Origin of the sequence: Vitreoscilla massiliensis (genome assembly GCF_001457815.1) — a bacterium.
GTDB lineage: Bacteria > Pseudomonadota > Gammaproteobacteria > Burkholderiales > Neisseriaceae > Vitreoscilla > Vitreoscilla massiliensis.
Genome location: NZ_LN898219.1, coordinates 267,188 through 291,361, shown reverse-complemented (window position 1 = coordinate 291,361; position 24,174 = coordinate 267,188). Strand labels below are relative to the sequence as shown.

23 protein-coding genes are annotated in these 24,174 nt (G+C 49.4%); 6 read left to right on the top strand and 17 right to left on the bottom strand.

What is annotated here, in order from left to right:
• Positions 1 to 14: 14 nt before the first annotated feature.
• The 6 genes from fabD to BN3003_RS06980 form a co-directional block, all read right to left on the bottom strand.
• Positions 15 to 950 (bottom strand): ACP S-malonyltransferase, encoded by a 936-nt coding sequence (gene fabD / locus BN3003_RS07005; protein WP_058355926.1) that lies wholly within the window; start codon positions 948 to 950, stop codon positions 15 to 17.
• A gap of 18 nt (positions 951 to 968) precedes the next feature.
• The gene (locus tag BN3003_RS07000) at positions 969 to 1,352 is read right to left on the bottom strand and encodes a DUF1294 domain-containing protein (protein ID WP_082625591.1); all 384 of its coding nucleotides are present in this window, start codon (positions 1,350 to 1,352) and stop codon (positions 969 to 971) included.
• 71 nt (positions 1,353 to 1,423) lie between these two features.
• On the bottom strand, positions 1,424 to 2,386 hold the full coding sequence (locus tag BN3003_RS06995) for a beta-ketoacyl-ACP synthase III (protein ID WP_058355925.1): 963 nt from the start codon (positions 2,384 to 2,386) through the stop codon (positions 1,424 to 1,426).
• A 108-nt stretch (positions 2,387 to 2,494) separates the two neighbouring features.
• Positions 2,495 to 3,535 (bottom strand): phosphate acyltransferase PlsX, encoded by a 1,041-nt coding sequence (gene plsX / locus BN3003_RS06990; RefSeq protein WP_058355924.1) that lies wholly within the window; start codon positions 3,533 to 3,535, stop codon positions 2,495 to 2,497.
• Between the two features lie 175 nt (positions 3,536 to 3,710).
• A complete protein-coding gene (rpmF, locus tag BN3003_RS06985) occupies positions 3,711 to 3,890 on the bottom strand; it encodes a 50S ribosomal protein L32 (protein WP_058355923.1) in 180 nt (59 codons plus the stop codon).
• 32 nt (positions 3,891 to 3,922) lie between these two features.
• The gene (locus BN3003_RS06980; protein WP_058355922.1) at positions 3,923 to 4,426 is read right to left on the bottom strand and encodes a YceD family protein; all 504 of its coding nucleotides are present in this window, start codon (positions 4,424 to 4,426) and stop codon (positions 3,923 to 3,925) included.
• 53 nt (positions 4,427 to 4,479) lie between these two features.
• On the opposite strand from BN3003_RS06980, the gene BN3003_RS06975 reads away from it, so the two are divergent.
• Together BN3003_RS06975 and BN3003_RS06970 are read left to right on the top strand one after the other, a co-directional pair.
• The gene (locus tag BN3003_RS06975) at positions 4,480 to 5,067 is read left to right on the top strand and encodes a Maf family protein (protein WP_058355921.1); all 588 of its coding nucleotides are present in this window, start codon (positions 4,480 to 4,482) and stop codon (positions 5,065 to 5,067) included.
• Positions 5,064 to 5,768 carry an SAM-dependent methyltransferase gene (locus BN3003_RS06970; protein ID WP_058355920.1) on the top strand — a complete coding sequence of 235 codons (705 nt, stop codon included), beginning with the start codon at positions 5,064 to 5,066 and terminating at the stop codon, positions 5,766 to 5,768. Before BN3003_RS06975 ends, BN3003_RS06970 begins: the two co-directional genes overlap by 4 nt.
• Positions 5,769 to 5,881: 113 nt before the next feature.
• On the opposite strand, the gene BN3003_RS06965 is transcribed toward BN3003_RS06970, so the two are convergent.
• The 3 genes from BN3003_RS06965 to tsaE form a co-directional block, all read right to left on the bottom strand.
• On the bottom strand, positions 5,882 to 6,211 hold the full coding sequence (locus BN3003_RS06965; protein ID WP_058355919.1) for a hypothetical protein: 330 nt from the start codon (positions 6,209 to 6,211) through the stop codon (positions 5,882 to 5,884).
• Positions 6,212 to 6,289: 78 nt separating this feature from the next.
• Complete coding sequence (locus tag BN3003_RS06960) at positions 6,290 to 7,588, bottom strand: N-acetylmuramoyl-L-alanine amidase (RefSeq protein ID WP_058355918.1); 1,299 nt, start codon at positions 7,586 to 7,588, stop codon at positions 6,290 to 6,292.
• Positions 7,579 to 8,037: a tRNA (adenosine(37)-N6)-threonylcarbamoyltransferase complex ATPase subunit type 1 TsaE gene (gene tsaE, locus BN3003_RS06955; protein WP_058355917.1), complete on the bottom strand. Its 459-nt coding sequence runs from the start codon at positions 8,035 to 8,037 to the stop codon at positions 7,579 to 7,581. The genes BN3003_RS06960 and tsaE overlap by 10 nt, the downstream gene beginning before the upstream one ends.
• Positions 8,038 to 8,058: 21 nt before the next feature.
• Between tsaE and queG the strand changes: the two genes are divergently transcribed.
• Both queG and BN3003_RS06945 read left to right on the top strand, forming a co-directional pair.
• Positions 8,059 to 9,114: a tRNA epoxyqueuosine(34) reductase QueG gene (gene queG, locus BN3003_RS06950; protein ID WP_058355916.1), complete on the top strand. Its 1,056-nt coding sequence runs from the start codon at positions 8,059 to 8,061 to the stop codon at positions 9,112 to 9,114.
• 183 nt (positions 9,115 to 9,297) lie between these two features.
• Positions 9,298 to 10,101, top strand: a complete 804-nt coding sequence (locus BN3003_RS06945) for a competence/damage-inducible protein A (RefSeq protein ID WP_058355915.1) — start codon at positions 9,298 to 9,300, stop codon at positions 10,099 to 10,101.
• A gap of 200 nt (positions 10,102 to 10,301) precedes the next feature.
• On the opposite strand, the gene BN3003_RS06940 is transcribed toward BN3003_RS06945, so the two are convergent.
• Positions 10,302 to 11,330, bottom strand: a complete 1,029-nt coding sequence (locus BN3003_RS06940) for a patatin-like phospholipase family protein (protein WP_058355914.1) — start codon at positions 11,328 to 11,330, stop codon at positions 10,302 to 10,304.
• A 77-nt stretch (positions 11,331 to 11,407) separates the two neighbouring features.
• Positions 11,408 to 11,536, bottom strand: a complete 129-nt coding sequence (locus BN3003_RS19200) for a hypothetical protein (protein ID WP_267886099.1) — start codon at positions 11,534 to 11,536, stop codon at positions 11,408 to 11,410.
• A 26-nt stretch (positions 11,537 to 11,562) separates the two neighbouring features.
• Here BN3003_RS19200 and BN3003_RS06935 point away from each other — a divergent pair, with 26 nt between their 5' ends.
• Positions 11,563 to 12,627, top strand: a complete 1,065-nt coding sequence (locus BN3003_RS06935; RefSeq protein ID WP_058355913.1) for a sulfate ABC transporter substrate-binding protein — start codon at positions 11,563 to 11,565, stop codon at positions 12,625 to 12,627.
• Between the two features lie 109 nt (positions 12,628 to 12,736).
• On the opposite strand, the gene BN3003_RS18660 is transcribed toward BN3003_RS06935, so the two are convergent.
• Complete coding sequence (locus tag BN3003_RS18660; protein WP_058355912.1) at positions 12,737 to 16,462, bottom strand: calcium-binding protein; 3,726 nt, start codon at positions 16,460 to 16,462, stop codon at positions 12,737 to 12,739.
• 445 nt (positions 16,463 to 16,907) lie between these two features.
• On the opposite strand from BN3003_RS18660, the gene BN3003_RS06925 reads away from it, so the two are divergent.
• Positions 16,908 to 17,741, top strand: a complete 834-nt coding sequence (locus BN3003_RS06925; RefSeq protein WP_058355911.1) for an arylamine N-acetyltransferase family protein — start codon at positions 16,908 to 16,910, stop codon at positions 17,739 to 17,741.
• Positions 17,742 to 17,799: 58 nt separating this feature from the next.
• Here the strand turns inward: BN3003_RS06925 and BN3003_RS06920 are convergent, their stop codons facing one another.
• The 5 genes from BN3003_RS06920 to alaS all read right to left on the bottom strand — a co-directional run bounded on the left by BN3003_RS06920 (position 17,800) and on the right by alaS (position 23,992).
• A complete protein-coding gene (locus tag BN3003_RS06920) occupies positions 17,800 to 18,552 on the bottom strand; it encodes a lysoplasmalogenase family protein (RefSeq protein WP_082625590.1) in 753 nt (250 codons plus the stop codon).
• Positions 18,553 to 18,601: 49 nt separating this feature from the next.
• Positions 18,602 to 19,390: an SDR family oxidoreductase gene (locus BN3003_RS06915; protein ID WP_058355909.1), complete on the bottom strand. Its 789-nt coding sequence runs from the start codon at positions 19,388 to 19,390 to the stop codon at positions 18,602 to 18,604.
• Positions 19,391 to 19,400: 10 nt separating this feature from the next.
• Complete coding sequence (locus tag BN3003_RS06910; RefSeq protein ID WP_082625589.1) at positions 19,401 to 20,066, bottom strand: Dph6-related ATP pyrophosphatase; 666 nt, start codon at positions 20,064 to 20,066, stop codon at positions 19,401 to 19,403.
• A 346-nt stretch (positions 20,067 to 20,412) separates the two neighbouring features.
• Positions 20,413 to 20,949, bottom strand: a complete 537-nt coding sequence (locus BN3003_RS06905; protein WP_159061413.1) for a tetratricopeptide repeat protein — start codon at positions 20,947 to 20,949, stop codon at positions 20,413 to 20,415.
• Between the two features lie 415 nt (positions 20,950 to 21,364).
• Positions 21,365 to 23,992, bottom strand: a complete 2,628-nt coding sequence (gene alaS, locus BN3003_RS06900; protein ID WP_058355907.1) for an alanine--tRNA ligase — start codon at positions 23,990 to 23,992, stop codon at positions 21,365 to 21,367.
• Positions 23,993 to 24,174: the final 182 nt, after the last annotated feature.

Here is a 24,174-nt window from a genome sequence, read left to right as displayed (position 1 = left end):
TTCATCCCTTTGTATTACGCGCTCTGAGCCGCGATAAATGCTTCTAAGTCTGCTTGTTTGGTCAAGGCCACACAAGAGGCTTCTTTGTTAATGCGTTTGGACAAGCCCGCCAATACTTTGCCGGGGCCACATTCGGCCGCTTCGGTAATGCCGTCTTCGACCAGTTTGTTCACGGTTTGCGTCCACAATACCGGCGAATACAATTGGCGCACCAACGCGTCTTTGATCAAGGCCACATCTTGGTGGGTGTTGACATCGACGTTGTGTATCACTGGAATGTGTGGTGCCACAATCTCAACATCGGCCAAATAAGCCTTGAGTTTTTCTGCTGCAGGTTTCATCAAGCTGCAATGTGAAGGCACAGACACAGGCAAAGGCAAGGCACGTTTGGCACCTTTTTCTTTGGCCAAGGCCATCGCGGTTTCCACGGCTTGAGCATTGCCGGCAATCACCACTTGACCGACGGCATTGAAGTTCACCGCTTCGACCACTTCGCCACCGTCTTGCGCCAAACGGCACACGTCCATCACTTCTTCATCGCTCAAGCCCAAGATGGCCGCCATCGCGCCCACGCCTTGTGGCACGGCGTTTTGCATCAAGTGGGCGCGTTCGCTCACCAATTTAATCGCAGTGGCAAAATCCAAGCTTTGTGCTGCCACCAAAGCGGTGTATTCGCCCAAGCTGTGGCCGGCCAAAGCAGCAGGTGCTGCGCCGCCCAAGTGTTGGTAAGCGCGCCATGTGGCGATGCCAGCGGTCAACATCAAAGGTTGGGTAATCACGGTAGCATTGAGTTTGGCGGCATCGTCGCCGTTAATCAGCGCCCACAAGTCTTGCCCCAACACATCGGATGCTTCTTGGAAAGTATGGCGCACCACACTGATGTCATTGAAGCCATCCATCATGTGCAAAGATTGCGAACCTTGTCCGGGAAAGAAAAATGCAAAAGCCATTATGGTCCTCTCTGGTGTTTAATAAAGCGTGGCGCCGTTTTTCAAAACAGCAATCAGCGCCAACACTGCGGCGGTGTTGAGTAAGGCCGTCAGCCAAAACACCCATATAAAAGGGGTTTTGCTGGTTTTGTGGTGCCACACATGGCGTGCCAACAAGCCGCCTACCCAACCGCCCAATAAGTCTTGTCCATGCAAACGCGCTTCAGAAATGCGCCAGCCTTGGCGCGTTGCCGCACGTTTGTCGACATAATAACTGAACAAAGATACCACATTCATGCCCAGCAGCCACAGCCCTAAATAAGAGTTTTGCTGCAAAGCAAACAAAATCAAAGCCACCCCCAATAACACAGGCAGCACCAAAGTGGGACGGGTCCAAACACCCGCAGAACGTGAACGTGACATCTAGCTTCATCTTAAAAACGTTTACAGGCCGCTTAAACAGTTTTTAAGCGGCCTGTAATAAAATCCATACATCAATAGCGCAATAACACCGCGCCCCAAGCAAAACCACCGCCTATGCCTTCAAGCAAGACCACGTCGCCGCGTTTGATGCGACCATCGCGCACGCCCAAGTCCAGTGCCAACGGAATAGACGCCGCCGAGGTATTGCCTTGGTCTTGTACGGTCAAAATGATTTTGTCCATAGAGAGGCCCAAGTGTTTGGCGGTAGACTCGATGATGCGCAAATTGGCTTGGTGCGGCACCACCCAATCCACATCGTCCGCAGTCAAACCTGCATCGTCTATCACTTGCTTGCCGATTTTGGCCAAGGTTTTCACTGCAAATTTGAATACCGCTTGGCCGTCCATGTACACATACGGTGAACCGACGATTTCGCCACCATGAATCACCCCTGGGGTTTCCAAGATGTGGGCGTAATTGCCATCGGCCTGTAATTTGGCCTGCATGATGCCGCCTTCGGTCTCACTCTTGCCCAACACCACCGCGCCCGCGCCATCGCCAAACAACACGCACGTGCGTCTGTCGTTCCAATCAAGCAAACGCGTGAACGTCTCGGCACCAATCACCAAGGCATTTTTGGCCAAGCCAGCCAAGATGTAAGCATGGGCGGTGGTCAACGCATACATAAAGCCGGCACACACCGCTTGCACGTCAAACGCTGCCACGCCGGGCATGCCCAATTTTTGCTGCACGATGCATGCGGTCGATGGGAAGGTTTTGTCCGGTGTGGTCGTGGCAACAATGATCAAATCAATGTCGTTTTTGTCCAGACCAGAGCTGTCTATGGCCTTCAAAGCGGCCTGTACGGCCAAATCACTGGTCAATTCGTTTTCAGCAGCCACATGGCGGTGACGTATGCCTGTGCGCGTCACAATCCATTCATCAGAAGTATCTACTTTTTGTGCCAAATCATCATTGCTGACGCGGTTGGCGGGTAGGAAACTGCCCGTACCTAAAATTTTTGCATACGTCATGGTAATACGCTCTCGACTTTCTCGTTGGTGCTGCTGATGTCACTTAACTGTGTGCCTGCTCGGCGTGGACTCACGCCTAGCTGCCTATTATTATCGCGCTGCTGGGGTTTATTTGCCGATGTTCACACCTGAGGCTTCGGCCGCAGCCAAATGTGCACTCACACCGCGTTGGATGCTGGTCAAAATATCGGCCTTGGCTTCGTGATACGCTTCTTGCAAGGCATAGTTAAAGCCAACCGCATCGGTACCACCGTGGCTTTTCACCACCACCCCGCGCAAACCCAAGAATATGGCGCCATTAAAGCGGCGTGGGTCTATGCGTTTTTTCACTTGAGCCAACACCGGTTTGGCAATCAAGCCTTGCGCTTTGCTTAAAGCGCTGCTGTTGAATTCGTTTTTGATGATTTGACCCATCATCTTCACCGTGCCTTCGATGGTTTTCAAAGCCACATTGCCAACAAAACCATCGGCGACAATCACTTCCACTTCACCGGTAAAAATATCATCGCCTTCAACATTGCCAATGAAATTCAATTGGCTGTTTTGCAATTGGTGGTAAGCCTCTTTGACGGTGCTGTTGCCTTTGATTTCTTCCGAACCGATGTTCAGCAAGCCCACGCGTGGGGTTTTGATGTGCGGATTGACCGCTTGCACCAATTGCGAACCCATGATGGCAAACTGTAACAAATGCTCAGGCGTGCTGTCGATGTTGGCACCCAAGTCCAACACACAGGTCAAGCCACCATTGGTAGTGGGCAAGAATTTGGCAATTGCCGGACGTTCTATGCCTTCTATCGTTTTCAACACGAATTTTGCAGTGGCCATCAATGCGCCGGTATTGCCCGCAGACACAGCCGCCTCGGCCAAGCCTTCTTTGACTTGGTTAATCGCCACGCGCATCGAAGAATCTTTCTTGTGGCGCAAGGCATTGCGAGGGTCTTCGTCCATGTCCACCACTTCAGAGGCATGGATCACACTGATGCGGTCCATGGGCGCGTTAACGCTTTTTAAAGCGGCCTGTAACTTGGCCTCATCGCCGACCATCAACAGTTTGACATCGTTTTGGCGTTCTAAAAAAGCCACGGAAGCCGGTACGGTAACGCTTAAACCTATGTCACCACCCATCGCATCCACTGCAATCGTTATCATTATTTATACTCAATCATTTTTAAAACACGGCAAGCTTATCACGCGAAGAAATGCACCACAAACTGCTGCGTGTGAAAGTCGCGCAAAATTGGGTTAGCCTGTTTTGCACAACACTGAAATGCAAAAAAGCCAACATCTAGCTTGAGCTGGTGTTGGCTTCCTCCATCAAACAGACTTATTCGTCGTTTGATTTGATCACTTTACGACCACGGTACATACCGTTAGGAGAGATGTGGTGACGCAAATGTACTTCGCCAGTGGTTGCATCAACAGCTGTTGCAGGTGCAGTCAAGCTGTCGTGTGAACGGTGCATACCGCGTTTAGAAGGGGATTTTTTGTTTTGTTGAACTGCCATGAGTCAAACTCCATAAGAGAAAATAAATACGTTTATTGGTTGCGCTTAAGCTTGGCCAACTGGGCAAAAGGATTAGGTTTATCCGCATTAACGCGCTCTAAATCATCATTGCCACAATCGTCGTGACGTGGGGCATAAGGCAAAGCCATAATGATTTGATCTTCCAAGAGCGACCACACAGAAAGCTCAGACTCAGCCAGCACTCCCTCTAAATCGGGATCACTGTCCATGGCCTCATCCAACACAGCCTCATCGCTGAACAACACGATGCGAACTGTCTCGTCCAACACGAATGGCAACGCTGACAAACAACGTTGACAAGCAAGTTGTAACTCGCCCTGTATTGATAAATCAAGAAAGGGGCGTTGCAACTTGTCCACACCGCCTTTTAAGCGGTAATGCAGTGTTGTATCGGCATGGGCCAAAAACTCATGCTGCGCCACGCGCTCATCCAATTGCGCCAAGCTGATGCTATCATCTTGAAGCAACGCGCTTTTTGCAAAAGCGACCGGATCAATCAAATTAACGTCTAACATAAACGAAGGATGATATAATTGTTTGATTCTAACTGTCAATGACAAATTTCCCCATGAGCACCCCAGCACTGATTTTGGCATCGAGTTCACGCTTTCGCCAAATGCAATTGCAACAATTGAATCTTCCCTTCTCCACTTGCTCGCCAGACATAGACGAAACGCCTTTAGCGCATGAAAACGCCGCTGCTACCGCCTTGCGTTTGGCCACTGGCAAAGCGCAAGCCGTGGCTGAAATATACCCACAGCATTTAATCATCGGCTCCGATCAAGTGGCGTTTTGCCAACACACGCAATTGGGCAAACCAATGAGTGTGGAGAAAGCCGCCGAAACTCTGCGTTTCACCAGCGGCCAGCATTTGGACTTTTACACCGCTGTGGTCTTACTCAACACACTTACAGGCCGCATGCACAGTCATGTTGACCTCACCCAAGTGCAAATGCGCGAACTCTCAGATGAGAGCATCCAGCGCTATTTAGAACAAGAACCCGATGCCATTTACTGCGCCGGCGGCGCCAAAAGCGAAGGCTTGGGCCAAACCCTGATTGCCGCCATCACCAGCACCGATCCCAATGCCTTAATCGGTTTGCCGATGTTGAGTTTGATTGGCTTTTTAATTGAAGAAGGAATCGCATTACCATGAGCGCGACTTTGTACTTAATCCCCACCCCTTTGGCCACTGCCGACACGCCTTGCCTATTGCCACACGAACAAGCACTGATTGTCGGCATCACCGACTTCATCGTCGAAGCCGAAAAAACCGCGCGCGCACATTTGAAAGCCTTGGGTGTGAGCACGCCGATACGCGAATTGTCCATGCACACGCTCAATGAGCACACCAACGCGGCCGACATACCCGCCTTGCTTGAACCTTTGAAGCAAGGCCGTGATGTCGGCTTGGTCAGCGAAGCCGGTTGCCCTGCCGTGGCCGACCCTGGTGCACAAGTGGTGGCTTTGGCACACCAACATGGATTTACCGTTAAACCTTTGGTGGGCCCATCGAGCATTTTATTGGCCTTGATGGCCTCGGGTGCCAATGGCCAAAACTTCGCCTTCCGTGGCTATTTGCCGCAACACGCCGATGAGCGCGCTGCGGCATTGAAAGACTGGGAAGCCCGCGCTTACCAACAAAAAGAAACGCAAATCTTCATCGAAACGCCATACCGCAACGATGTGCTGCTCGAAACCGCGCTGCAAACCTTAAAACCAACGACACGCTTGTGTGTGGCCTGTGATTTGACCGCCGACAGCGAAACCATCATCTCTTTGCCGGTACAAGATTGGCCTAAAGACCGTCCGAACCTGAAAAAACGCCCGACCATATTCATTATTTACGCGCAGTAAGCATGCGCACATGATTTGAATGCATGGCAATCAAAAGCGGCCTGTAAAGTTTACAGGCCGCTTTAATGTGTGTTGAAGCATATGACTGTGATATTGGATGCCATTCCCAGCCATCACGCATGCACCAGCCCCCACCACAATAGGGTCGCACAGGCTGCGGTGGTCAATGCATAATAAAACCCACCCACCACCAAGCAATGCTGAAACTCGTCTGCGGGCAAATCGTATTGCTGTTGCCACTGCGGATGGCGGCACAGCGCCCACCACAGGCGCACGTATTTGTACGGGTAAAACACGGTCGAGGAAGTCGCCATAAAATGCGGCAATTGCGCCACCAATTGAGGACGCTGCTGCAAGAGTTTGCGCCATTCCTCAGCCACTGCTTCCATGTACAGACTCAAGATGCCCAACACCACCATAGGCAATATCAACCACCACATCATCACACCTCATGCATTCAAATGATTGATACAGACAAATGCGGCCTGTAAACACTTACAGGCCGCATGAATTTGTTGCAGTTAACGTTGTGCCAATACCGCACCACCGGCGAAATAACGCTTCACACCGGCAGAAATCGCGTCGGCGACTTTGCCGCGAAACGCCGTGCCTGCCAACAAGCGCTCTTCTTCCGGATTGGAAATAAACGCGGTTTCCACCAAGATGGACGGAATGTCTGGTGCTTTGAGCACGGCGAAACCGGCTTGGTCGACTTGGCCTTTGTGCAATTTGTTGATGTTGCCCAAGGCATTCAACACATGCCGGCCCAATACCAAAGAATCGCGCACAGTGGCGGTTTGGGTCATGTCCAAGATGGCGCGATCGACGTTGGCATTGCCAACTTTTTTCACCCCACCGATTAAGTCGGCCGCGTTTTGCGAATCGGCCAAGAACTTCGCTTGCGCACTGGTGGCGCCGCTGGTACTCAAGGCATACACGCCTGTACCGCGTGCCGATGGGCTGGTAAACGCATCGGCATGCACGGAGATAAACAAGTCGGCCTGTAATTTGCGCGCCGTGGCCACGCGCACGCCCAAGGGGATGAACACGTCTTGGTTGCGCGTCATGTGGGTTTTGTAGCCGGCAGCATCGAGTTTTTTCTTCAAGTCGCGGCTAATGGCCAACACCACGTTCTTTTCTTTCAGACCATTGGGGCCGATGGCACCGGGGTCTTCGCCGCCGTGACCAGGATCTATGACCACCACCACTTTGCGGTTGATGTTGGATTTGTTTTGCGGCGTGGCTTTCGGGCGTGCTTCTTCAGGTTTGGGGATGGTGGTTTGCGCGGTGACGGTGGTCGAGCCATCTTTGCTGACCTTGCCCTTGCTGTAATCATTGAGCAGCGCCATCAATGCGTCTTCTTCCTCGGCCTGTACCGCTGGCGCCGAGCCTTGGCCTGCTGGGAACAAATCAATCACCAAGCGGTGTTTGTATTCGGCCACGGGCAATAAGGAAAACACTTGCGGGCTGATGTTGCGTTTTAAATCCACCACGATGCGCACCGTGCTTTGATCAAACTGGCCAACGCGAATCTGGTTGATGTAAGGGTCACGCGCCAATACCTTGCTCGGCACGCTTTTCATCACCTCGTTGATGCTGACGCCTTGCATGTCCACCACCAAGCGGCGCGGATTGTCGAGCACGAAGTATTTAAACGGCACGGCCGCGCTGGCTTCCAACGTCATGCGCGTGTACAAATCGGAGGGCCAAATACGGGCGGCGGTAATTTGGGCGTTGTTGGCAAAGGCCAGTGGCGTCACAGACACCAACGCACCGGCACTTAAGGTTTGCAACATACCGCGACGGGTCATCAAAGGCATGGGCTTAACATCTTTTGAGCTAGTTCTGTATGGGGAATGATTGTACACAGACGACCGGCGTCCTGTACACTCAAGGCGACTGTCACATCGGCCGCAGGCACGAAACCTGCCGCCATTTGTGGCCATTCTATCAAGGCTATGGTGTTGTCATCAAACAACTCATCCAAACCGGCGTCCAACCACTCTTCTGGACTTTGAAAGCGGTACAAATCAAAGTGTTCTACTTTAAAACCATCCAATTCGTAACTCTCGACGATGGTATAAGTCGGGCTTTTCACCGTGCCCGCAAAACCCCACGCGCGTAGCAGGCCGCGGGTCAATGTGGTTTTACCTGCGCCCAAATCACCGGCCAAATACACGGTTAATGAAGGTTTCAGGACGCTTGCTAATTTTTGTGCAAATGCAAGGCTTGCCGCTTCATCGGCAAGGAATTGCGTATAATCTGCCATGTTGTTTCCATAGATAGAAGTATGAATGCCACCGAATTGAGTCTGGCCGTGAGCACTGAAGCGAAGCGGCTGGGTTTTTTAGACTGCAAAATCGCACCGCCCCATTTGTCCGCCGAGCACGATGAGAAACTGCGTGCATGGCTGGCTCAAGGTTATGAAGGGGAAATGACGTTTTTCCACAAACACGGCACGGCGCGCAATCACGCCGATTATGTGTTGCCACAAGCCCAATCGGTCATCATGGTCGCCTTGCCGTATTGGACGGAAGGCTTTGACCTAACGCATTCCATTCTAGCAGATAGCCACGCAGCATATGTGTCACGCTATGCGGTCGGGCGGGATTATCACAAAGTTTTACGTTCTCGCCTCAAACAATTGGCGCAATACCTGTCGACACTGGCACCAGAAGGCATACACCGCCCCGTGGTCGACAGTGCGCCGGTGTCAGAAGTGTCGTTTGCGGTACAGGCCGGCTTGGGTTGGCGCGGCAAACACACTTTGCTCTTGCAAAAAAACACCGGCAGTTTTTACTTTCTCGGTGCCTTATTGACCACGGTCAAACTCGAGCCCACTGAGGCAGTTAATGGCCATTGTGGCCAGTGCAGCCGTTGCATCCAAGCCTGCCCCACTGGCGCCATCGTTGGCCCGCACATGGTGGACGCGCGCCGCTGCATTTCCTACCTCACCATAGAGTTGCCCAGCATCATTCCGGAAGAATTTCGCACCGCCATCGGCAACCGCATTTATGGCTGTGACGATTGCCAATTGGTGTGCCCGTTTAACCGCTTTACCCCAGAGAGCAGCGAAGCCGATTTTCAAGTGCGCCACAACCTGACCCAAATGAGTTTATTGGATTTATTGGCGTGGACAGCAGACGATTTCAAAGAGCGCATGGCCGGCAGCCCGATTTACCGCATCGGTTTTCACAAATGGCTGTCGAACATCTTGATTGCCTTGGGCAACAGCGCCCCCAGTGCTGCGATTGCCGCGGCGGTGGCGCCTTTTTGCCAACACGAATTGGCCTTGGTATCCGAAGCCGCACAGTGGACGTGGCAACGGCATCAAACACCGGCGTAAACACTTGAGCGCAATGGCTTACAGGCCGATGCATTTTGCCATCTGCTGCCAGTGCCATATGGACAATTGCGATGGTTTCGCCTACTGTATGCAGGCTGTGACTGCGACTGAGCAGCGCTAAGTCATACTTTGCTGCAACTTCCACAGTCATCACCCGACCATGCGGCCTGTAAAGAGGAATTTATGAATTTTCAATTGATCATCATAGGCGACGAAATCATCCACGGCAGCCGTGTCGATGCCCACTTCAGTGCGATTAAGAATTTACTGGCCGAACGCGGCTTGCGTTTGCGCAATGTGCAATACCTACCCGATGACAGGGTGATGATTATCGAGCAGCTTAAGCGCAGTTTTGCCGATGGCATTCCCACTTTTGTCACTGGTGGCATCGGTGGCACACCAGACGACCATACCCGTCAAGCGGCAGCGGCGGCCTTGGATTTACCACTGACTTTGCATGCCGATGCTGTGCCTGCCATCGAAGCCATTGCACACCGACGCGGCGAAAGCTTGGACAATCCTAACCACCTCACCCGTTTGAACATGGCGACCTTCCCGGTCGGCGCCGACTTGGTGCCCAATCCGTATAACAACATCGCCGGTTTTTCCATCCAAGAACATTATTTTTTGCCCGGTTTCCCCATCATGGCCCATCCGATGGTGGCATGGGTTTTGGACACGCTCTACCCGCATTTACACCACCAAACCCGTTATGCCAGCGTCAGCGTGTGGGTATACAACTTGCCTGAGTCCAACATCACCGACTTGATGCACAATATCGAGCAGCAATATCCGCAAATACAGACTTTTAGTCTGCCCTCTACTTTACAGGCCGGGCAAAACAGCCCTTACCAATACCGCATCGAATTTGGTTTGAAAGCACAAGACCAAGCTTGCGACAGCTTGCCGCAAGTGTGGGCGCAGGTATTGCAGCAATTGCGTGATTTGGGTGGCGAATTGCAAGACACAGACGTGCCGAGCGAATAAGCACAAAAAAGCGCCCCCGCTGGTTTAGAGCGGGGGCAAACGGAACACACCTCATAAATCTCTGCCAAACAGCCGCCGCGCTTGCTGCACATGACTACTGTTTAACGATGGCTGCATCTTAATCCAAGCGAATTTAAATGTAAATAATAACAATTATCATTAATTGTAAATTTACATCAATACCACAAGTCCATACCACCCTAGTCGATGATTTTCGCCATGGTGTTTTTCTTGCCCAAGTGTTTGGCATCGGTTTTCAGCCATTGTTGCCCTGCTTCGCGCCCTTGCTCAAACAATTGTTGCAAAAATGACCAATCAGACTTGACCTTGCTGTCACTGCCATAACCCATCAATTTGGCACCCCCATCAATTTGATGCAAAAACACCTTGCGATAGCGGCTGGTGTCCAATTTTTGCTCTTCTACCAAGCGGGTGACAAAGCGGATGGCGCGCAATTCCATGAGCAAACCGGCATTGAACGTGATTTGATTGGCTCGGTCTTGAATTTCATCCATGGTTTTGGGCATGTTTTCAATCGCAATTGGATTGATTTGCACCAGTAAAATATCGGTGGCTGGCGTTTGGTAAATCAAGGGGTACAAGACCGGATTGCCAGCATAACCGCCATCCCAATACTGCTCGCCATCAATCTCCACCGCTTGGTATAACATGGGCAAACAGGCTGAAGCCATCACCGCTTGGCTGCTGACATTGCAATTGGTAAAAATCTCGGCCTTGCCCGTGCGCACACAAGTGGCACAAATAAACAATTGCGGCATCCACGGCGCTTCTTGCAAACTGGCAATCAAGTCGAAATCAACAATATTGTTCAAAATGCGCCGCAATGGGTTGATGTCAAACGGGTTGCTTTGCGCCGGTGCCAATACCGGTCTGAGCCACGGCATCAATTGCGCGGCAAACGCAGCAGGACTGGCCGCCAACAGTGTCCCTATCTTGCCCACTTCCCACCAAAACGTGTGCAGTTTTTGCCGCGCCAATTCACAGCGCGCCTTGTGCGCCTCGGCCTCACTCATGCCCTCAGTTTTTGCCTCGGCAAACCCAGCCGCCAAGGCCACCGCATTCATCGCGCCAGCGCTGGTGCCGCTGATGCCCTCAAATTCATAGCTACCGTCTTCCAACAAAGCATCCAACACGCCCCAAGTGAATGCACCGTGTGAACCCCCTCCTTGCAAAGCCAAATCCAAACGGTATGTTTTGTGTGCTGCCATTGTTCACCTCATTTTGTGTGCCATAGCTGTTTTGCAGCGCCGTCTTGCCTTGCCGCTGCCCTTAAAACCTTCACGCATCAGCATAAATCATCGCTGACCATCTCGCCACCAACGCTGCCAATTTTAATAATTTTTGCGCATAAATAAACAATAAAACGGTATTTAGTGCAGCCAAAAATCACTGCTATAGTGGTTTCATCTTCCATTTTGCACTGCAACAGAAAGCCGCATCATGCTCAAACTCAAAAAATCCCTCTTTCTTGCCCTGCCATTGGTATTGGCTTTGGCGGCATGCGGCAACAACACTGGCAATGACAAAAACGCGGCCAGCACCGCCGCCGGCAGCAAACCCGCCGCTACAGGCAGCGTCAGCATCTTAAACGTGTCTTACGACCCAACGCGCGAGCTCTACCAAGAATACAACCAAGTGTTTCAAAAACAATGGCAACAAAAAACCGGCCAAACCTTGGACATCCAACAGTCTAACGGCGGCTCAGGCAAACAATCCTTATCGGTACAAAATGGTTTACAGGCCGATGTGGTGACTTTGGCCTTGGCCGGTGACATCGATTCTTTAAACAAACAAAAAGAATTGCTGAACAAAGATTGGCAAAAAACCTTGCCGGACAACAGCACCCCTTACACCTCCACCATCGTGTTCTTGGTGCGCAAAGGCAATCCAAAACACATCAAAGACTGGGGCGATTTGGTCAAAGGCGATGTGCAAGTGATTACCCCAAATCCAAAAACCTCAGGCGGTGCGCGTTGGAATTTCCTTGCCGCTTGGGCATGGGCAAAACAAAGCAATGGCGGCGATGAAGCCAAAGCCAAAGCGTTTGTCACCGATTTGTACAAACGTGTGCCAGTAATGGACACCGGCGCACGCGGCTCGACCATCACCTTTACCCAACGCGGCTTGGGCGATGTGTTGCTCGCATGGGAAAACGAAGCCTATTTGGCCTTGAAAGAAGCCGGTGACCAATACGAAATCGTCACCCCAAGCTTGTCCATCTTGTGCGAACCGCCTGTGGCTGTGGTCGACTCAGTGGTCGATAAAAAAGGCACACGTGAAGTGGCCACCGAATACTTAAAAGGCCTGTACACCGAAGACGCGCAACGCATCATCGCCAAAAACTTCTACCGTCCGATTAACCCGAAAGTGGCCGCAGAATTCAAAGACAAATTCCCACAACTGCAATTGGTGACCATAGACAAAGACTTCGGTGGCTGGAAAACCGCCCAACAACAATTCTTCGCCGATGGCGGTGTGTTTGACCAGATTTATGTGAAGAAATAAACCGCTTACGGGTTTACTCACAAGATACCAAAGCGGCCTGTAACGATTTACAGGCCGCTTTTTCATGCTAGCTCTGCTTTAATAAATATATTCTGTATCATATCTTTGATTATGCACTGGCTGCCAACAAATTATTGCTTGGGTTGATGGTAGTCGGAGTAACATCGGTTTGAGCATCACTGCTTACCAATGAACTCATCGCCGTTTTCAACCCTGCAGTTTGTTGCGCCAAAGTAATGGCTTGCGCTGCAGTAATCGTTTTATCGGCAAACTGAAATTGCTTTTTCCCCGCTTGCACAGTGGTATCGTAAAACTGCTTGACGGTGACTTTGTCGGTAGTGGCGCCATAACCACTGATGATCAAATCATTGCCTGATTTTGAAAATTTTGCAGTGGAACTGTTAATACTGACAAAACGCAAGGTATCAACTGCTGACACATCATCAGTATCAATGACGGTGTCGCTGCCAAAACCTTTATAAAATAAGTAAGTATCAGCATCATTGCTTGTACCACCATACAACACATCAGTCCCAGCTCCACCATTAAAGGTGTCGCTGCCCTCAGCACCATTCAAACCATCATTTCCCGTTCCTCCAAATATTGTATCGTTACCAAGACCACCATTTAAAACATCATTACCATCATCACCATAAATGGCATCATTACCGGCTAAACCTAAGATACTGTCAGCAAGTTTACTGCCATTCAAAATATCATTGGTGACAGTACCATTTAAACCAAAACGTTTTGAACCAGACTGCATATCCGCCAATGTGATTGTTTTGTCAGCGAATTGGAAAGATTTGGTATGGGCATTCACTAACTTATCAAAATACTGCCTTACTATGGCTCTATCTGTTCCTGCACCATCCCCCGAAACCACCAAGTCGTTCCCTGAGCGAACAAATACCGCTTGTGTACTGTTAATATTGGAAAATTTCAATACATCAATAGCAGTGGTATCATCAACATCAATAATACTGTCTATCCCCATACCACTGGCAAAAACATACACATCAGCATCATTACCTTCGCCACCGTACAGATTATCATTCCCTGCACCACCATTTAAAGTATCGTTACCAAGACCACCATTTAAACCATCACTACCATTACCACCTGACAAACTGTCATTACCAATACCACCACTTAAAATGTCATTACCATTCAAGCCATTTATAACATCATTACCATCTAAACCATTGATGACATCGCTATATGAAGTGCCATTCAAAGTATCTGCGTTTACCGTACCTGTAATATTGAGTCGGATGGTGCCATTCACCAAATTACTCAAAGTTAAGGTTTGATCTGAAAATTTAAACTGCTTATTTGAGGCCTTAACTGCAGTGTCAAAATACTGTTTTACCGTAACTTTATCAGTAACACTCGCATATCCTGAAATCACCAAGTCATTGCCAACCTTAGTAAATACAGCACTGCTACTACTGAATGCCGAAAAATTCAATACATCTACAGCAGTAGCATCATCGGTATCATTGATGGTGTCATTTCCATGCCCAATGGCAAATACATAAGTATCCGCATCATTACCCACTCCGCCATACAAAGTATCACTGCCTTTACCACCCTCTAACATATCATTGCCAGCACCACCATTCATGCCATCATTGCCGTCACCGCCATACAATGAGTCATTTCCTGCTTCTCCAAATATGGTATCGTTACCCACATCTCCAAGCAAAATATCATTATCGTTACCACCAGACAATTTATCATTACCGGCATCACCATAAAGCACATCATTGCCGTTATAACCAAACAAAGTATCGTTACCGGCATAACCGATTAAGGCATCACGAGTGCCTGAACCCCATAAAGTATCATCGATGTTTTCACCAAATTGTATGCTGTCCACAGTCGCATCGCTAAATATAAAAGTGGAAATTTGGTCTGATGCCACACCGTTAGTTGCATAGTAATTTTGAAACGTGACTTTATCACTTCCATTCGTATGACTTATGACTAAATTCTGTGCCGACTTCAAGAAGCTAAACTCTCGAATACTCAAACCCTGAAAACGAGCAATATTATTTTGAGTGAGATTGCTTTCAGGCTCTTCAGCGGTATTTTCATGATCTTTTACCAAATCTGCGCCAAAACCCGCTGCAAAAATATAGGTATCATTATTGGCACCACCTGAAAGCACATCATTACCAGCACTTCCTGTTAATGTATCATTACCAGCTTCACCGTATAAATAATCAGATCCATCACCACCAGTCAACGCATCGTTTCCCACTCCAGAAAATACAGTATCATTGCCGTTTCCACCAATTAAGACATCATCGGCAATTCCACCTTTAATATAGTCGTTACCATTACCACCATTACTGGTTAACTTGCCTTTTCCTGCCAATATGATGTCATTGCCATTTCCCCCATTAATGGTGGTGGCAAGTTTACTGCCATACAACACATCATTTGCAGTCGTTCCTGTAATATTGGTTACGATAGAATTTGCAAATTGCAAACTGTAAGTGGGCAAAACATTATCCCAATAATAGTATTTAATGGTTAAACTATCGACGCCATTATTGTGCGTAATAACCAAATCCACGTCATTTCGAGTAAAGGTCACATCCGTTTCTTTAATATCAATAAACTTAATTATATTATTTTCACCCGCTCGCTCGTAATTACCATAAATTACATCTTGCCCATGCCCTTCTTGAAACACATAGGTATCGCTCCCAGCATATCCTGTAAGGACATCATTGCCAGCGCCTCCCCAAAATACATCGGCATCGACAATGCTATTATTATTTGACCCGCTAAAGGAATCATCACCAGCTCCACCAATAAACACATCATCTGCAAATGTGCCTGTTAGGGTAGTCTTAGTATTATTGGTTAAAAATCGAATCCCAGGATGATTGGTGAAATTACTGTTACTGAATGCTTCAGTGGTATAGACATTGTCAATTTCAGTGAAGTACAAATCCATTTTCTCAGCCCAAGCAGCCCAAGATTTGTTTTTATTAGAAAACTGTATATTTTCTATATTATTAACAGAATAAAACTGGTTATACAGCGTGTAAGATCTGTCTAAATTACTGCCCTTAATGATTAAATTATCGTAACTGTTTTCTTTATCAGCAAAGAATCTTGCATCTTCATAATTAAAATTGGTAAATGTCAAAGTATCAGTGCTGGCTGCTTCTGAAGACTCAATAATAATGCGATCACCTGCATACGCATTATTGATTTGATACACATCATTTCCCACGCCCCCATAGAGCTTATCATTACCACTTTTACTGTAAAGTGTGTCATTGCCGCCATTAGCATAGATATAATCTGCACCCAATCCATCAAAAATCACATCACCATAGTCCGTGGTTTTTACTTGATTATAGTCATAGTAAGAACTAGATGTTTCTGGCGCATCTGGCATATTGGTAAGTACAACGGGCCCATTCCATTTATTTGCACTGCTCAAATCTAAATCTACTCGGGAATATTCCTTCAAACTGATTTTTAATGCAGTAGTAGCCAAATTATTAAGGCTAAATTGCACATCTTTAAACACAAAATTTTCTATCTTATAATCATTGCTATAGAAAAAATTTTTTAAACTGACATAGTTACCACCGTTATAACCTGTAATTTTTAAGCCATCTGAATCATCGCCATCTAAAACAAATTCAACATCTGTAAAATTCACATCATTAAAGACAATTCTATCGGTACCTTTATTATCATTAATGACATCCAGACCATTATTTTTATTAAATACATAAGTATCATTGCTTGATGATGCTGGCTCATATGAATTATTTTGATTGGCTGTATCGGTATAGGTTGACATGGCTTGCTCCTGAATATAAATATTGTAAAATTTTTAACTAGAATGAAAAAACACAGACTCTGGCCTTACTCAATTTCGCCATGATAGTATATTGAACCTAAATGCTATTTTCTATTTGTCCATATCTTAAATTCTCATCTTTATTATTAAAAATCGCATGTACCATACGCCTTGAAATATTCGGTTAATTTTGATCCAAATACAGTATATTTCATCAGGAAAATGAAGCAAATACACCACTTCATCTTTTGGATTTTAGATTTTAAAAGCGGCCTGTAATAATTTACAGGCCGCTTTTTTAGCTGTTTGAAACAACAGTCTGTCTGATTATCTGAAAAAATATGCCCTTATTTCAAGCAGTTTTCCAAGCCACCCATGCTCCCTACTTGACGCCAAACGCATCTGTTGTCACCCTAAAACCCACACATCAAAACAGGAGAGCCTTATGGAAACCATCTCATTTGATGCCTATCTGGCGCAGTTGATGCCGCAGCCTGCTCCCGTGGTCAATTTGGAAACCTTAAGCGCCTTGCAATTGGCGCACATCAGCACGTTTGCGTTTCAATCCCTGTCGACGGTATTGCACCAAGACATCCAGCTTGATGCGGATGCGCTGTATCAAAAAATCGTGGTGGGCCATCAAGGCGGCTATTGTTTTGAATTGAATGGCTTGTTTTTGCGTTTGTTACAGCATTTGGGGTTTGAGGCGCGGGCGATTACCGGTCGGGTGGTGCACGACAACAATCCGGCTCTGGCCCATGCGCGCACGCACATGGCACTGTTGGTCAGCCTGTATGGGCAGGCATATTTGGTTGATGTTGGTTTTGGCGGCTTGGTGCCGACCGCGCCCTTGCAATTGCTCAACCCCGAAGCGCAAGCCACGCCGCATGGGCTGTATCGCATTCAAAACATCGGCAATGAATTTGTGTTGTCCGTGCAAATGGGCGACGAATGGCGCATGTTGTATGCGTTTGACTTGCAAAAAGTGAACGACATCGATTTGGAAGTGGCCAATTGGTTTGTCGCCACCCACCCCAAGTCGCCGTTTCGCACTCGTTTGATGGCGGCGCGCACCGAGCCCAATGGTAAGCGCCATGCGCTGCTGAACACCCGTTACAGCATCCACACACTGGGGCAGCCTAGCGAGCAACATCTGTTGCACAATGCCGATGAGGTGTTGCAATTGCTGAAGCAGGTTTTCAAAATCAATGTGCCCACCAGCGCCCAAGTACACGATGGCGTGCGCAAATTTCTGAAGCAATTGCCACCCACGCCTTAATCACACCTTGTTGGCGGCGATGTTCGGCAGCATCGCCGTCGCACGAGCTACTCAGGTATTACAGCATTACCGTCAGCGCCACCAACACTTGCGCACCAAAATAACACACATAATTGCCCACTATCATCCACGGCTGCTCGGGGCGTTTGCCAAAATACGACTGGCTCAAAATCACATCCGACAACACAAATGCAATCATCGCCAAAGTAAACAGCGCCAGTTGCCAACTCGGCTGTTGCCAACACGCATAAGCGGCCTGTAACAACACCCCCAGCAACACAAACGCATACAGCAAACTGATGGCGCGAAAACGACCATAATCCAATTGCATCGGCTTTTCTGTCAGCCACACCGCCGCCACCATCAACCCATTAATGCCCAGCCACCAAGTCAGTGCGTTGCCACTCCATGCAAACTGACTGAAGAAATACGCCCAATACAGCAAGTGGCCGATGCCAAAGGCGATAAAACCTGCGTAGGTAAACCAAGTGTCTTGCTCGCGGTAAATCAGTTTCAAATCCAAAAACACATCGCCCAACAACCCGCACACCAAGGCCAACACCACCACGCTTGCCCACAAAGACCAAGCTTGTGATGCATGGCCTCCATAAACCGCGATGGCAATGCAAAACACAGTGGTTAAGGCTTTTATGGCCAAGGCATTGAGGCTGGCCGCGCGCAGCTTTAAGCGCACATAAACACACGCCGACAACCCAAAACCCAATAGCAATCCCAATAACATCGCTTGTTCTCCGTAATCAATCCACACATCATACCTGAAATGAAAATGCGGCCTGTAAACCTCCATCATGGTTTACAGGCCACATCATTTGCTTGCTTAGCCAATGAGCTGGCAATGATTAGAACGTTCCCGCGTAAGCACCGCCATCGATGAGCAGGTTTTGACCGGTAATGTAGCCAGCCAAATCGCTGCACAAAAACGCACACAACGCGCCAAACTCATGCGGCTGACCAAAGCGGCGCACCGGTATCGTGTGTTGTTGCGCCGCTTGCACCTGCTCTTTGCTCTTGCCCGATTTTTGCATCGCATTCTCGGTAATGCCGCGCAAACGGTCGGTGTCAAACAGCCCCGGCAAAATATTGTTGATGGTCACGCCTTGCGCGGCAATGCCGCTGCGTGCCACGCCAGCGACAAAACCGGTCAAACCGCTGCGAGCGCCATTGGACAAGCCCAACACATCAATGGGTGCCTTCACCGCGCTGGAGGTGATGTTGATGATGCGACCAAAACCACGTGCAGCCATACCATCAACCGTCGCCTGTATCAAGGCTATCGGCGTGTACATATTCGCTTCCACCGCCTTAAACCATGCCTCTTTGTCCCAAGCACGGAAATCGCCCGGCGGCGGCCCACCGGCATTGGTCACCACAATGTCAAATTCTGGCTGCGCCGCAAACACTGCCGCGCGTCCTGCTTCGGTGGTGATGTCGGCCGCCACATATTTCACCCATGCGCCTTGCGTGGCCACGGTATGCAAACGCGCAGAGGCGGCCTGTAAATCCGCTTCACCGCGCGCGACGATGAGCACATTCACCCCTTCTTTGACCAAGGCCTCGGCACAGCCATAACCCAAACCTTTACTGGCGCCACACACCAAAGCCGTTTTGCCTGCGATAACCAATTCCATATTTCGTCCTTTATTTGTTGTCCACATACAGCGGTAAAAAACCATAATCACCATGATAAACCTTGCTGCCTTGCCGCACCGCCAAGCGCTGCGCAAATATCGGTCCATCGATGACACTGGTGTGAAATTCACCGCCCTCACCGGCGACATCAATGCCGCGCTGCTGCAATTCTTGCACAAATTCGCGGTTAAATTCGCGTCCCAAATCTTCCGGCCGCATGCCCAAGCTCAAGTTCACGGTGACCACGATGGCAACAAAGCCCAAGTCTATGAACTCATCCACCACTGCTTGGTGAGGGCGTTGCAACAGCGGCATTTGCAATTGCAAACCGGCCGCATGCGCCATTTGCTCATGCCAACTGCCCACTGCCGGCACATCCAAATCGCCAGTGGCCAACACGCTCACGCCTTGGTGCTGACATTGCGCCAACAACTTGGCAAATTCCGCTTCATAGTCTTGCCAACTCGCCGCCGCAGTGATGATGGGCAAGCCCAACAGCTGTGCTTGCGCGCTGATAAAGTCCGTGTCCATACCATGTGAGCGCGTGCGCTGGCCTTGTTCTTCCAACATGGCGATTAAGCCCACTACTTCGGTGGTTTGCAGCATATGATACAAAGCCAAACTCGAATCTTTGCCGCCGCTGTACGATACAACGCATTTTTGTTTTTGCTGCATGTCTGACCTGTGTTCTGATTTCAGCCTTATTGTGCCATGATTGCTGGATTTGAGCATGTTTGAGCAACATCACTGTGAACATGGTTTACAGGCCGCTTCTGCATACCAGTGCACGCTGGTCTCACATGTGTTATTCAAAAACACGCCTTAAACCAGCGTTACACCAATATATGCCACACAAGTCTGATGCGAGCGACTGCTATTTTGGTAACGGCAACACCCCAATACCCACAAAAAAATACGCACCCACAGAAAGTTTCTGTCAGTGCGATGGTAACGTGGTCTGTGGCGGTGACCATCATCAACAAGCCACATGCCCGCTCAAATCAAAATAAGCAGGTATGGATTACTTTGATTTGAGCACACGGCAAGCTGCGCTCCAGCCGCCTAAACACGATTGTTCAAAATATTGGCGACTGCGTGGTGCATCAACCGCCACATTCGCGCCACCATGTGCATACATCACACCCAAGGCATAAGCCGCTTGCACATGGTATTTGCCCGCGGCTTTGGCATAGTAATACACCGCTTGTTGGTCACTCTTAGCCACACCCAAGCCTTCGGCATACAACTTGCCCAAGCCATACCAACCTTCCACATCGTCTCTTAAGGCCGCTTGTTCATACGCGGTTTTGGCCTTGCCAAAATCCACAGCCTGCCGTGGGCCGCTGCTGTAAATATTGCCCAAGGCCGCATACGCATGTGGCTCGCCTTTTTGCACCGCCAATTGCAAATACTGGATGGCGGTTTGGTAATTGCCATCTTGAACCGCAGCCAAGCCCAAAGCATAAGACTCTTGTCCCGCATTATTCATGGCATGGGCCGATGTCAGCCACATCCAGCCCATACCCACACACAGCCACCATCTTAACTGATACCGCATTTCATTTTCCCCTATCCAAACCACTGTTGTTATGCTGCCATCTCGCATAAGCTGAATACTGCAGCAAAAAATGCAGCCCCCTGCAGCTGTCGCGATGATGCATTGCTTAGTCCAACGCCACCTCAGTGCGCCTTGCCTGACTCCTCGCGCTAACAAGCCCCTAAAAAAAACGCTGTCTGCTCTCTTAGTCATCTCCCCAAGAAACCAGCAAACATACACGCATTGCCCTTGCTTTCATATCCCAAAAAATAGGTATTTTGCCACTTGAATACCCTAATTGCATAAAAAATACAAGCAGTCTTCAAGGCCAGATAAGCATTTGATTCCTACTGAAAAAGCACAAGATACCCAAGCTTACAGACACAAAAAAGCGGCCTGTAAACGTTTACAGGCCGCTTCTATCATCTAAATAGGTTTAAACTTGTTTGCTTTGTACCCAAGCTGCAACACCATTCAAGGCTGCAGGCAAGGCGGCAATGTCGGTACCACCGGCTTGGGCCAAATCAGGACGGCCACCGCCTTTACCGCCCACTTTCTCGGCCACGGTTTTGACCAAATCACCGGCTTTGATGGTTTTGCTCAAAGCTTTAGACACGCCAGCGCACAAGCTGATTTTGTCGTCGGCCACAGAAGCCAACAACACCACCAAATCGTCGCCTTTGCCCGTCAAATCGGTGGTGATGTCGCGCAAGGCATTGCCATCGACACCGTCCATTTGTTTGACGATCACGCGTGCAGCGCCCACGGCTTGTGCTTCTCCCAACAAGGCCGCACCGGCGTGCGCTGCCAATTTGCTGTTGGCTTCGGCCAAGGCTTTTTCCAATTGTTTGGCATGGCTTTGCGCGGCCTGTACCTTGGTCACAATGTCATCGGCCGTTTGCGCTTTCACTTCAGCGACCACGGTTTTGATTAACTGTTCTTGCTCTTGCGCCCAAGCCAAGGCGTTCAAACCGGTCACAGCTTCAACACGGCGCACACCGGCGGCAATGCCTTGCTCAGACACGATTTTGAACAAGCCGATATCGCCTGTGCGTGATACGTGGGTACCACCACACAATTCGGTCGAGAACTCGCCCATTTTCAACACGCGCACTTCGTCGCCGTATTTCTCACCAAACAATGCCATGGCACCAGCGGCAATCGCGTCGTCAAACGACATGTGCGCCGCTTCGACTGGTACGTTCGCCAAGATGGATTGGTTGACTATCGCTTCAACGCGAGCAATTTCTTCCGCAGTAATCGCTTGTTGGTGCGAGATGTCAAAACGGGTGCGTTCAGCTGTCACCAACGAGCCTTTTTGCTCAACGTGTTCGCCCAAAACTTCGCGCAAAGCCGCGTGCATCAAGTGGGTGGCTGAGTGATTGCGCATATTGGCAGCGCGGATGTCGCTGTCGATGGAGGCAGTTACGTCTTCGCCCACTTTCAAGCTGCCGGCGGCCACTTTACCGTATTGACCAAAGACTGCCGCCTTGATTTTTTGCGTATCGGCCACTTCAAAGCGGCCTGAAACAGCTGCAATCACACCGGTGTCGCCAATTTGACCACCGCTTTCAGCGTAGAACGGGGTGTTGTCCAACACCACAATGCCTTCTTCGCCTTCATGCAATTCGTCTACCGCTTCATTGTCGCGGTACAAGGCTAAGATTTTGGCTTGGGCAGTAGTGTCGGTATAGCCTTTGAATGCGCTGTCGGCGCCTTCGTATTCCAATTGCACATTGGCTTTGAAGGATTTGGCCGAACGTGCACGCGCACGCTGCGCTTCCATTTCGCGGTTAAAGCCTTCTTCGTCGAGCTCGATTTCGCGCTCGCGGCAGATGTCGGCGGTTAAGTCGTATGGGAAGCCATAAGTGTCGTAGAGTTTGAAGATCACTTCGCCTGCCAACACTTTTTGGTTGTCGGCCAACGCTTGCTCCAGCAAGCCCATGCCGGTTTCCAAGGTTTGGGCAAAACGGGTTTCTTCCAAACGCAATTGTTCGGTAATCAAATCTTGGCGTTCGCGCAATTCTGGGTAAGCATCGCCCATGATGTTGGCCAAGTCTGCCACCAATTTGTGGAAGAACGGTTTGTTTTGACCCAATTTGTAACCATGACGCACGGCGCGGCGGATGATGCGGCGCAACACATAACCACGGCCTTCGTTAGATGGCAACACACCGTCGGCGATCAAGAATGAGCAGGCGCGGATGTGGTCGGCAATCACTTTCAAGCTTGGGGTTTCTTGGTTGTAAGGCACGCCAGTTTCACGCGCAGCGGCTTTCAACAAATCGACAAACAAGTCGATTTCGTAATTGCTGTGCACGTGTTGCAATACCGCGGTGATGCGTTCCAAACCCATGCCCGTGTCGACAGAAGGTTTAGGCAACAAATGCATTTCGCCGCTTTCGTCGCGGTTAAACTGCATAAAGACGTTGTTCCAAATTTCAATGAAACGGTCGCCGTCTTCTTCAGGGCTTCCTGGAGGGCCACCCCAGATTTCTTCGCCGTGGTCGAAGAAAATCTCCGAGCAAGGGCCGCAAGGGCCAGTGTCGCCCATGGTCCAGAAGTTGTCTGACGCGTACTTGGCACCTTTGTTGTCGCCAATGCGGATGATTTTTTCCGCTGGCAAACCGATGTCGTTCAGCCAAATGTCGTAGGCTTCGTCGTCTTCGGCGTATACGGTGGCCAATAATTTTTCTTTGGGCAAGTTCAAGTATTGTGGTGAAGTCAAAAACTCCCACGCAAACTTGATGGCATCGTGTTTGAAATAATCACCGAAGCTGAAGTTGCCCATCATTTCAAAGAAAGTATGGTGACGTGCGGTATAGCCGACGTTTTCCAAGTCATTGTGTTTGCCACCGGCACGCACGCATTTTTGCGCGGTCACGGCACGGCTGTATGGGCGTTTGTCAAAGCCCAAAAACACGTCTTTGAATTGGTTCATACCAGCATTGGTAAAAAGCAAGGTCGGGTCGTCATGCGGCACGAGCGAGCTAGAGGACACAATGGTGTGCCCTTGACTCTCGAAAAACGAGAGAAATTTTTGGCGTATTTCGGCTGTTTTCATGCGGAGTTCTTAATGTTTATGAAGTTAAAAGAAACCTGTGGCCAGCGCGCTGGCAATCGAGCTAAATACTATCATATCTGCGGGGGTGGGTAAGCAATGATGGTTAAAATTTGTGCGCCGCATAAGCAAAGTCGCGGCCACACAGTGTTACAGCCATCTGCAAACACCTCAATGCGGCCTGT

What these genes read in the sequence shown, in the direction of transcription:
- fabD (WP_058355926.1), bottom strand. Translation starts at nt 950, where the DNA reads ATGGCTTTTGCATTTTTCTTTCCCGGACAAGGTTCGCAATCTTTGCAC.
- BN3003_RS07000 (WP_082625591.1), bottom strand. Translation starts at nt 1,352, where the DNA reads ATGTCACGTTCACGTTCTGCGGGTGTTTGGACCCGTCCCACTTTGGTG.
- BN3003_RS06995 (WP_058355925.1), bottom strand. Translation starts at nt 2,386, where the DNA reads ATGACGTATGCAAAAATTTTAGGTACGGGCAGTTTCCTACCCGCCAAC.
- plsX (WP_058355924.1), bottom strand. Translation starts at nt 3,535, where the DNA reads ATGATAACGATTGCAGTGGATGCGATGGGTGGTGACATAGGTTTAAGC.
- rpmF (WP_058355923.1), bottom strand. Translation starts at nt 3,890, where the DNA reads ATGGCAGTTCAACAAAACAAAAAATCCCCTTCTAAACGCGGTATGCAC.
- BN3003_RS06980 (WP_058355922.1), bottom strand. Translation starts at nt 4,426, where the DNA reads ATGTTAGACGTTAATTTGATTGATCCGGTCGCTTTTGCAAAAAGCGCG.
- BN3003_RS06975 (WP_058355921.1), top strand. Translation starts at nt 4,480, where the DNA reads ATGAGCACCCCAGCACTGATTTTGGCATCGAGTTCACGCTTTCGCCAA.
- BN3003_RS06970 (WP_058355920.1), top strand. Translation starts at nt 5,064, where the DNA reads ATGAGCGCGACTTTGTACTTAATCCCCACCCCTTTGGCCACTGCCGAC.
- BN3003_RS06965 (WP_058355919.1), bottom strand. Translation starts at nt 6,211, where the DNA reads ATGATGTGGTGGTTGATATTGCCTATGGTGGTGTTGGGCATCTTGAGT.
- BN3003_RS06960 (WP_058355918.1), bottom strand. Translation starts at nt 7,588, where the DNA reads ATGCCTTTGATGACCCGTCGCGGTATGTTGCAAACCTTAAGTGCCGGT.
- tsaE (WP_058355917.1), bottom strand. Translation starts at nt 8,037, where the DNA reads ATGGCAGATTATACGCAATTCCTTGCCGATGAAGCGGCAAGCCTTGCA.
- queG (WP_058355916.1), top strand. Translation starts at nt 8,059, where the DNA reads ATGAATGCCACCGAATTGAGTCTGGCCGTGAGCACTGAAGCGAAGCGG.
- BN3003_RS06945 (WP_058355915.1), top strand. Translation starts at nt 9,298, where the DNA reads ATGAATTTTCAATTGATCATCATAGGCGACGAAATCATCCACGGCAGC.
- BN3003_RS06940 (WP_058355914.1), bottom strand. Translation starts at nt 11,330, where the DNA reads ATGGCAGCACACAAAACATACCGTTTGGATTTGGCTTTGCAAGGAGGG.
- BN3003_RS19200 (WP_267886099.1), bottom strand. Translation starts at nt 11,536, where the DNA reads ATGGAAGATGAAACCACTATAGCAGTGATTTTTGGCTGCACTAAATAC.
- BN3003_RS06935 (WP_058355913.1), top strand. Translation starts at nt 11,563, where the DNA reads ATGCTCAAACTCAAAAAATCCCTCTTTCTTGCCCTGCCATTGGTATTG.
- BN3003_RS18660 (WP_058355912.1), bottom strand. Translation starts at nt 16,462, where the DNA reads ATGTCAACCTATACCGATACAGCCAATCAAAATAATTCATATGAGCCA.
- BN3003_RS06925 (WP_058355911.1), top strand. Translation starts at nt 16,908, where the DNA reads ATGGAAACCATCTCATTTGATGCCTATCTGGCGCAGTTGATGCCGCAG.
- BN3003_RS06920 (WP_082625590.1), bottom strand. Translation starts at nt 18,552, where the DNA reads ATGATGGAGGTTTACAGGCCGCATTTTCATTTCAGGTATGATGTGTGG.
- BN3003_RS06915 (WP_058355909.1), bottom strand. Translation starts at nt 19,390, where the DNA reads ATGGAATTGGTTATCGCAGGCAAAACGGCTTTGGTGTGTGGCGCCAGT.
- BN3003_RS06910 (WP_082625589.1), bottom strand. Translation starts at nt 20,066, where the DNA reads ATGCAGCAAAAACAAAAATGCGTTGTATCGTACAGCGGCGGCAAAGAT.
- BN3003_RS06905 (WP_159061413.1), bottom strand. Translation starts at nt 20,949, where the DNA reads ATGCGGTATCAGTTAAGATGGTGGCTGTGTGTGGGTATGGGCTGGATG.
- alaS (WP_058355907.1), bottom strand. Translation starts at nt 23,992, where the DNA reads ATGAAAACAGCCGAAATACGCCAAAAATTTCTCTCGTTTTTCGAGAGT.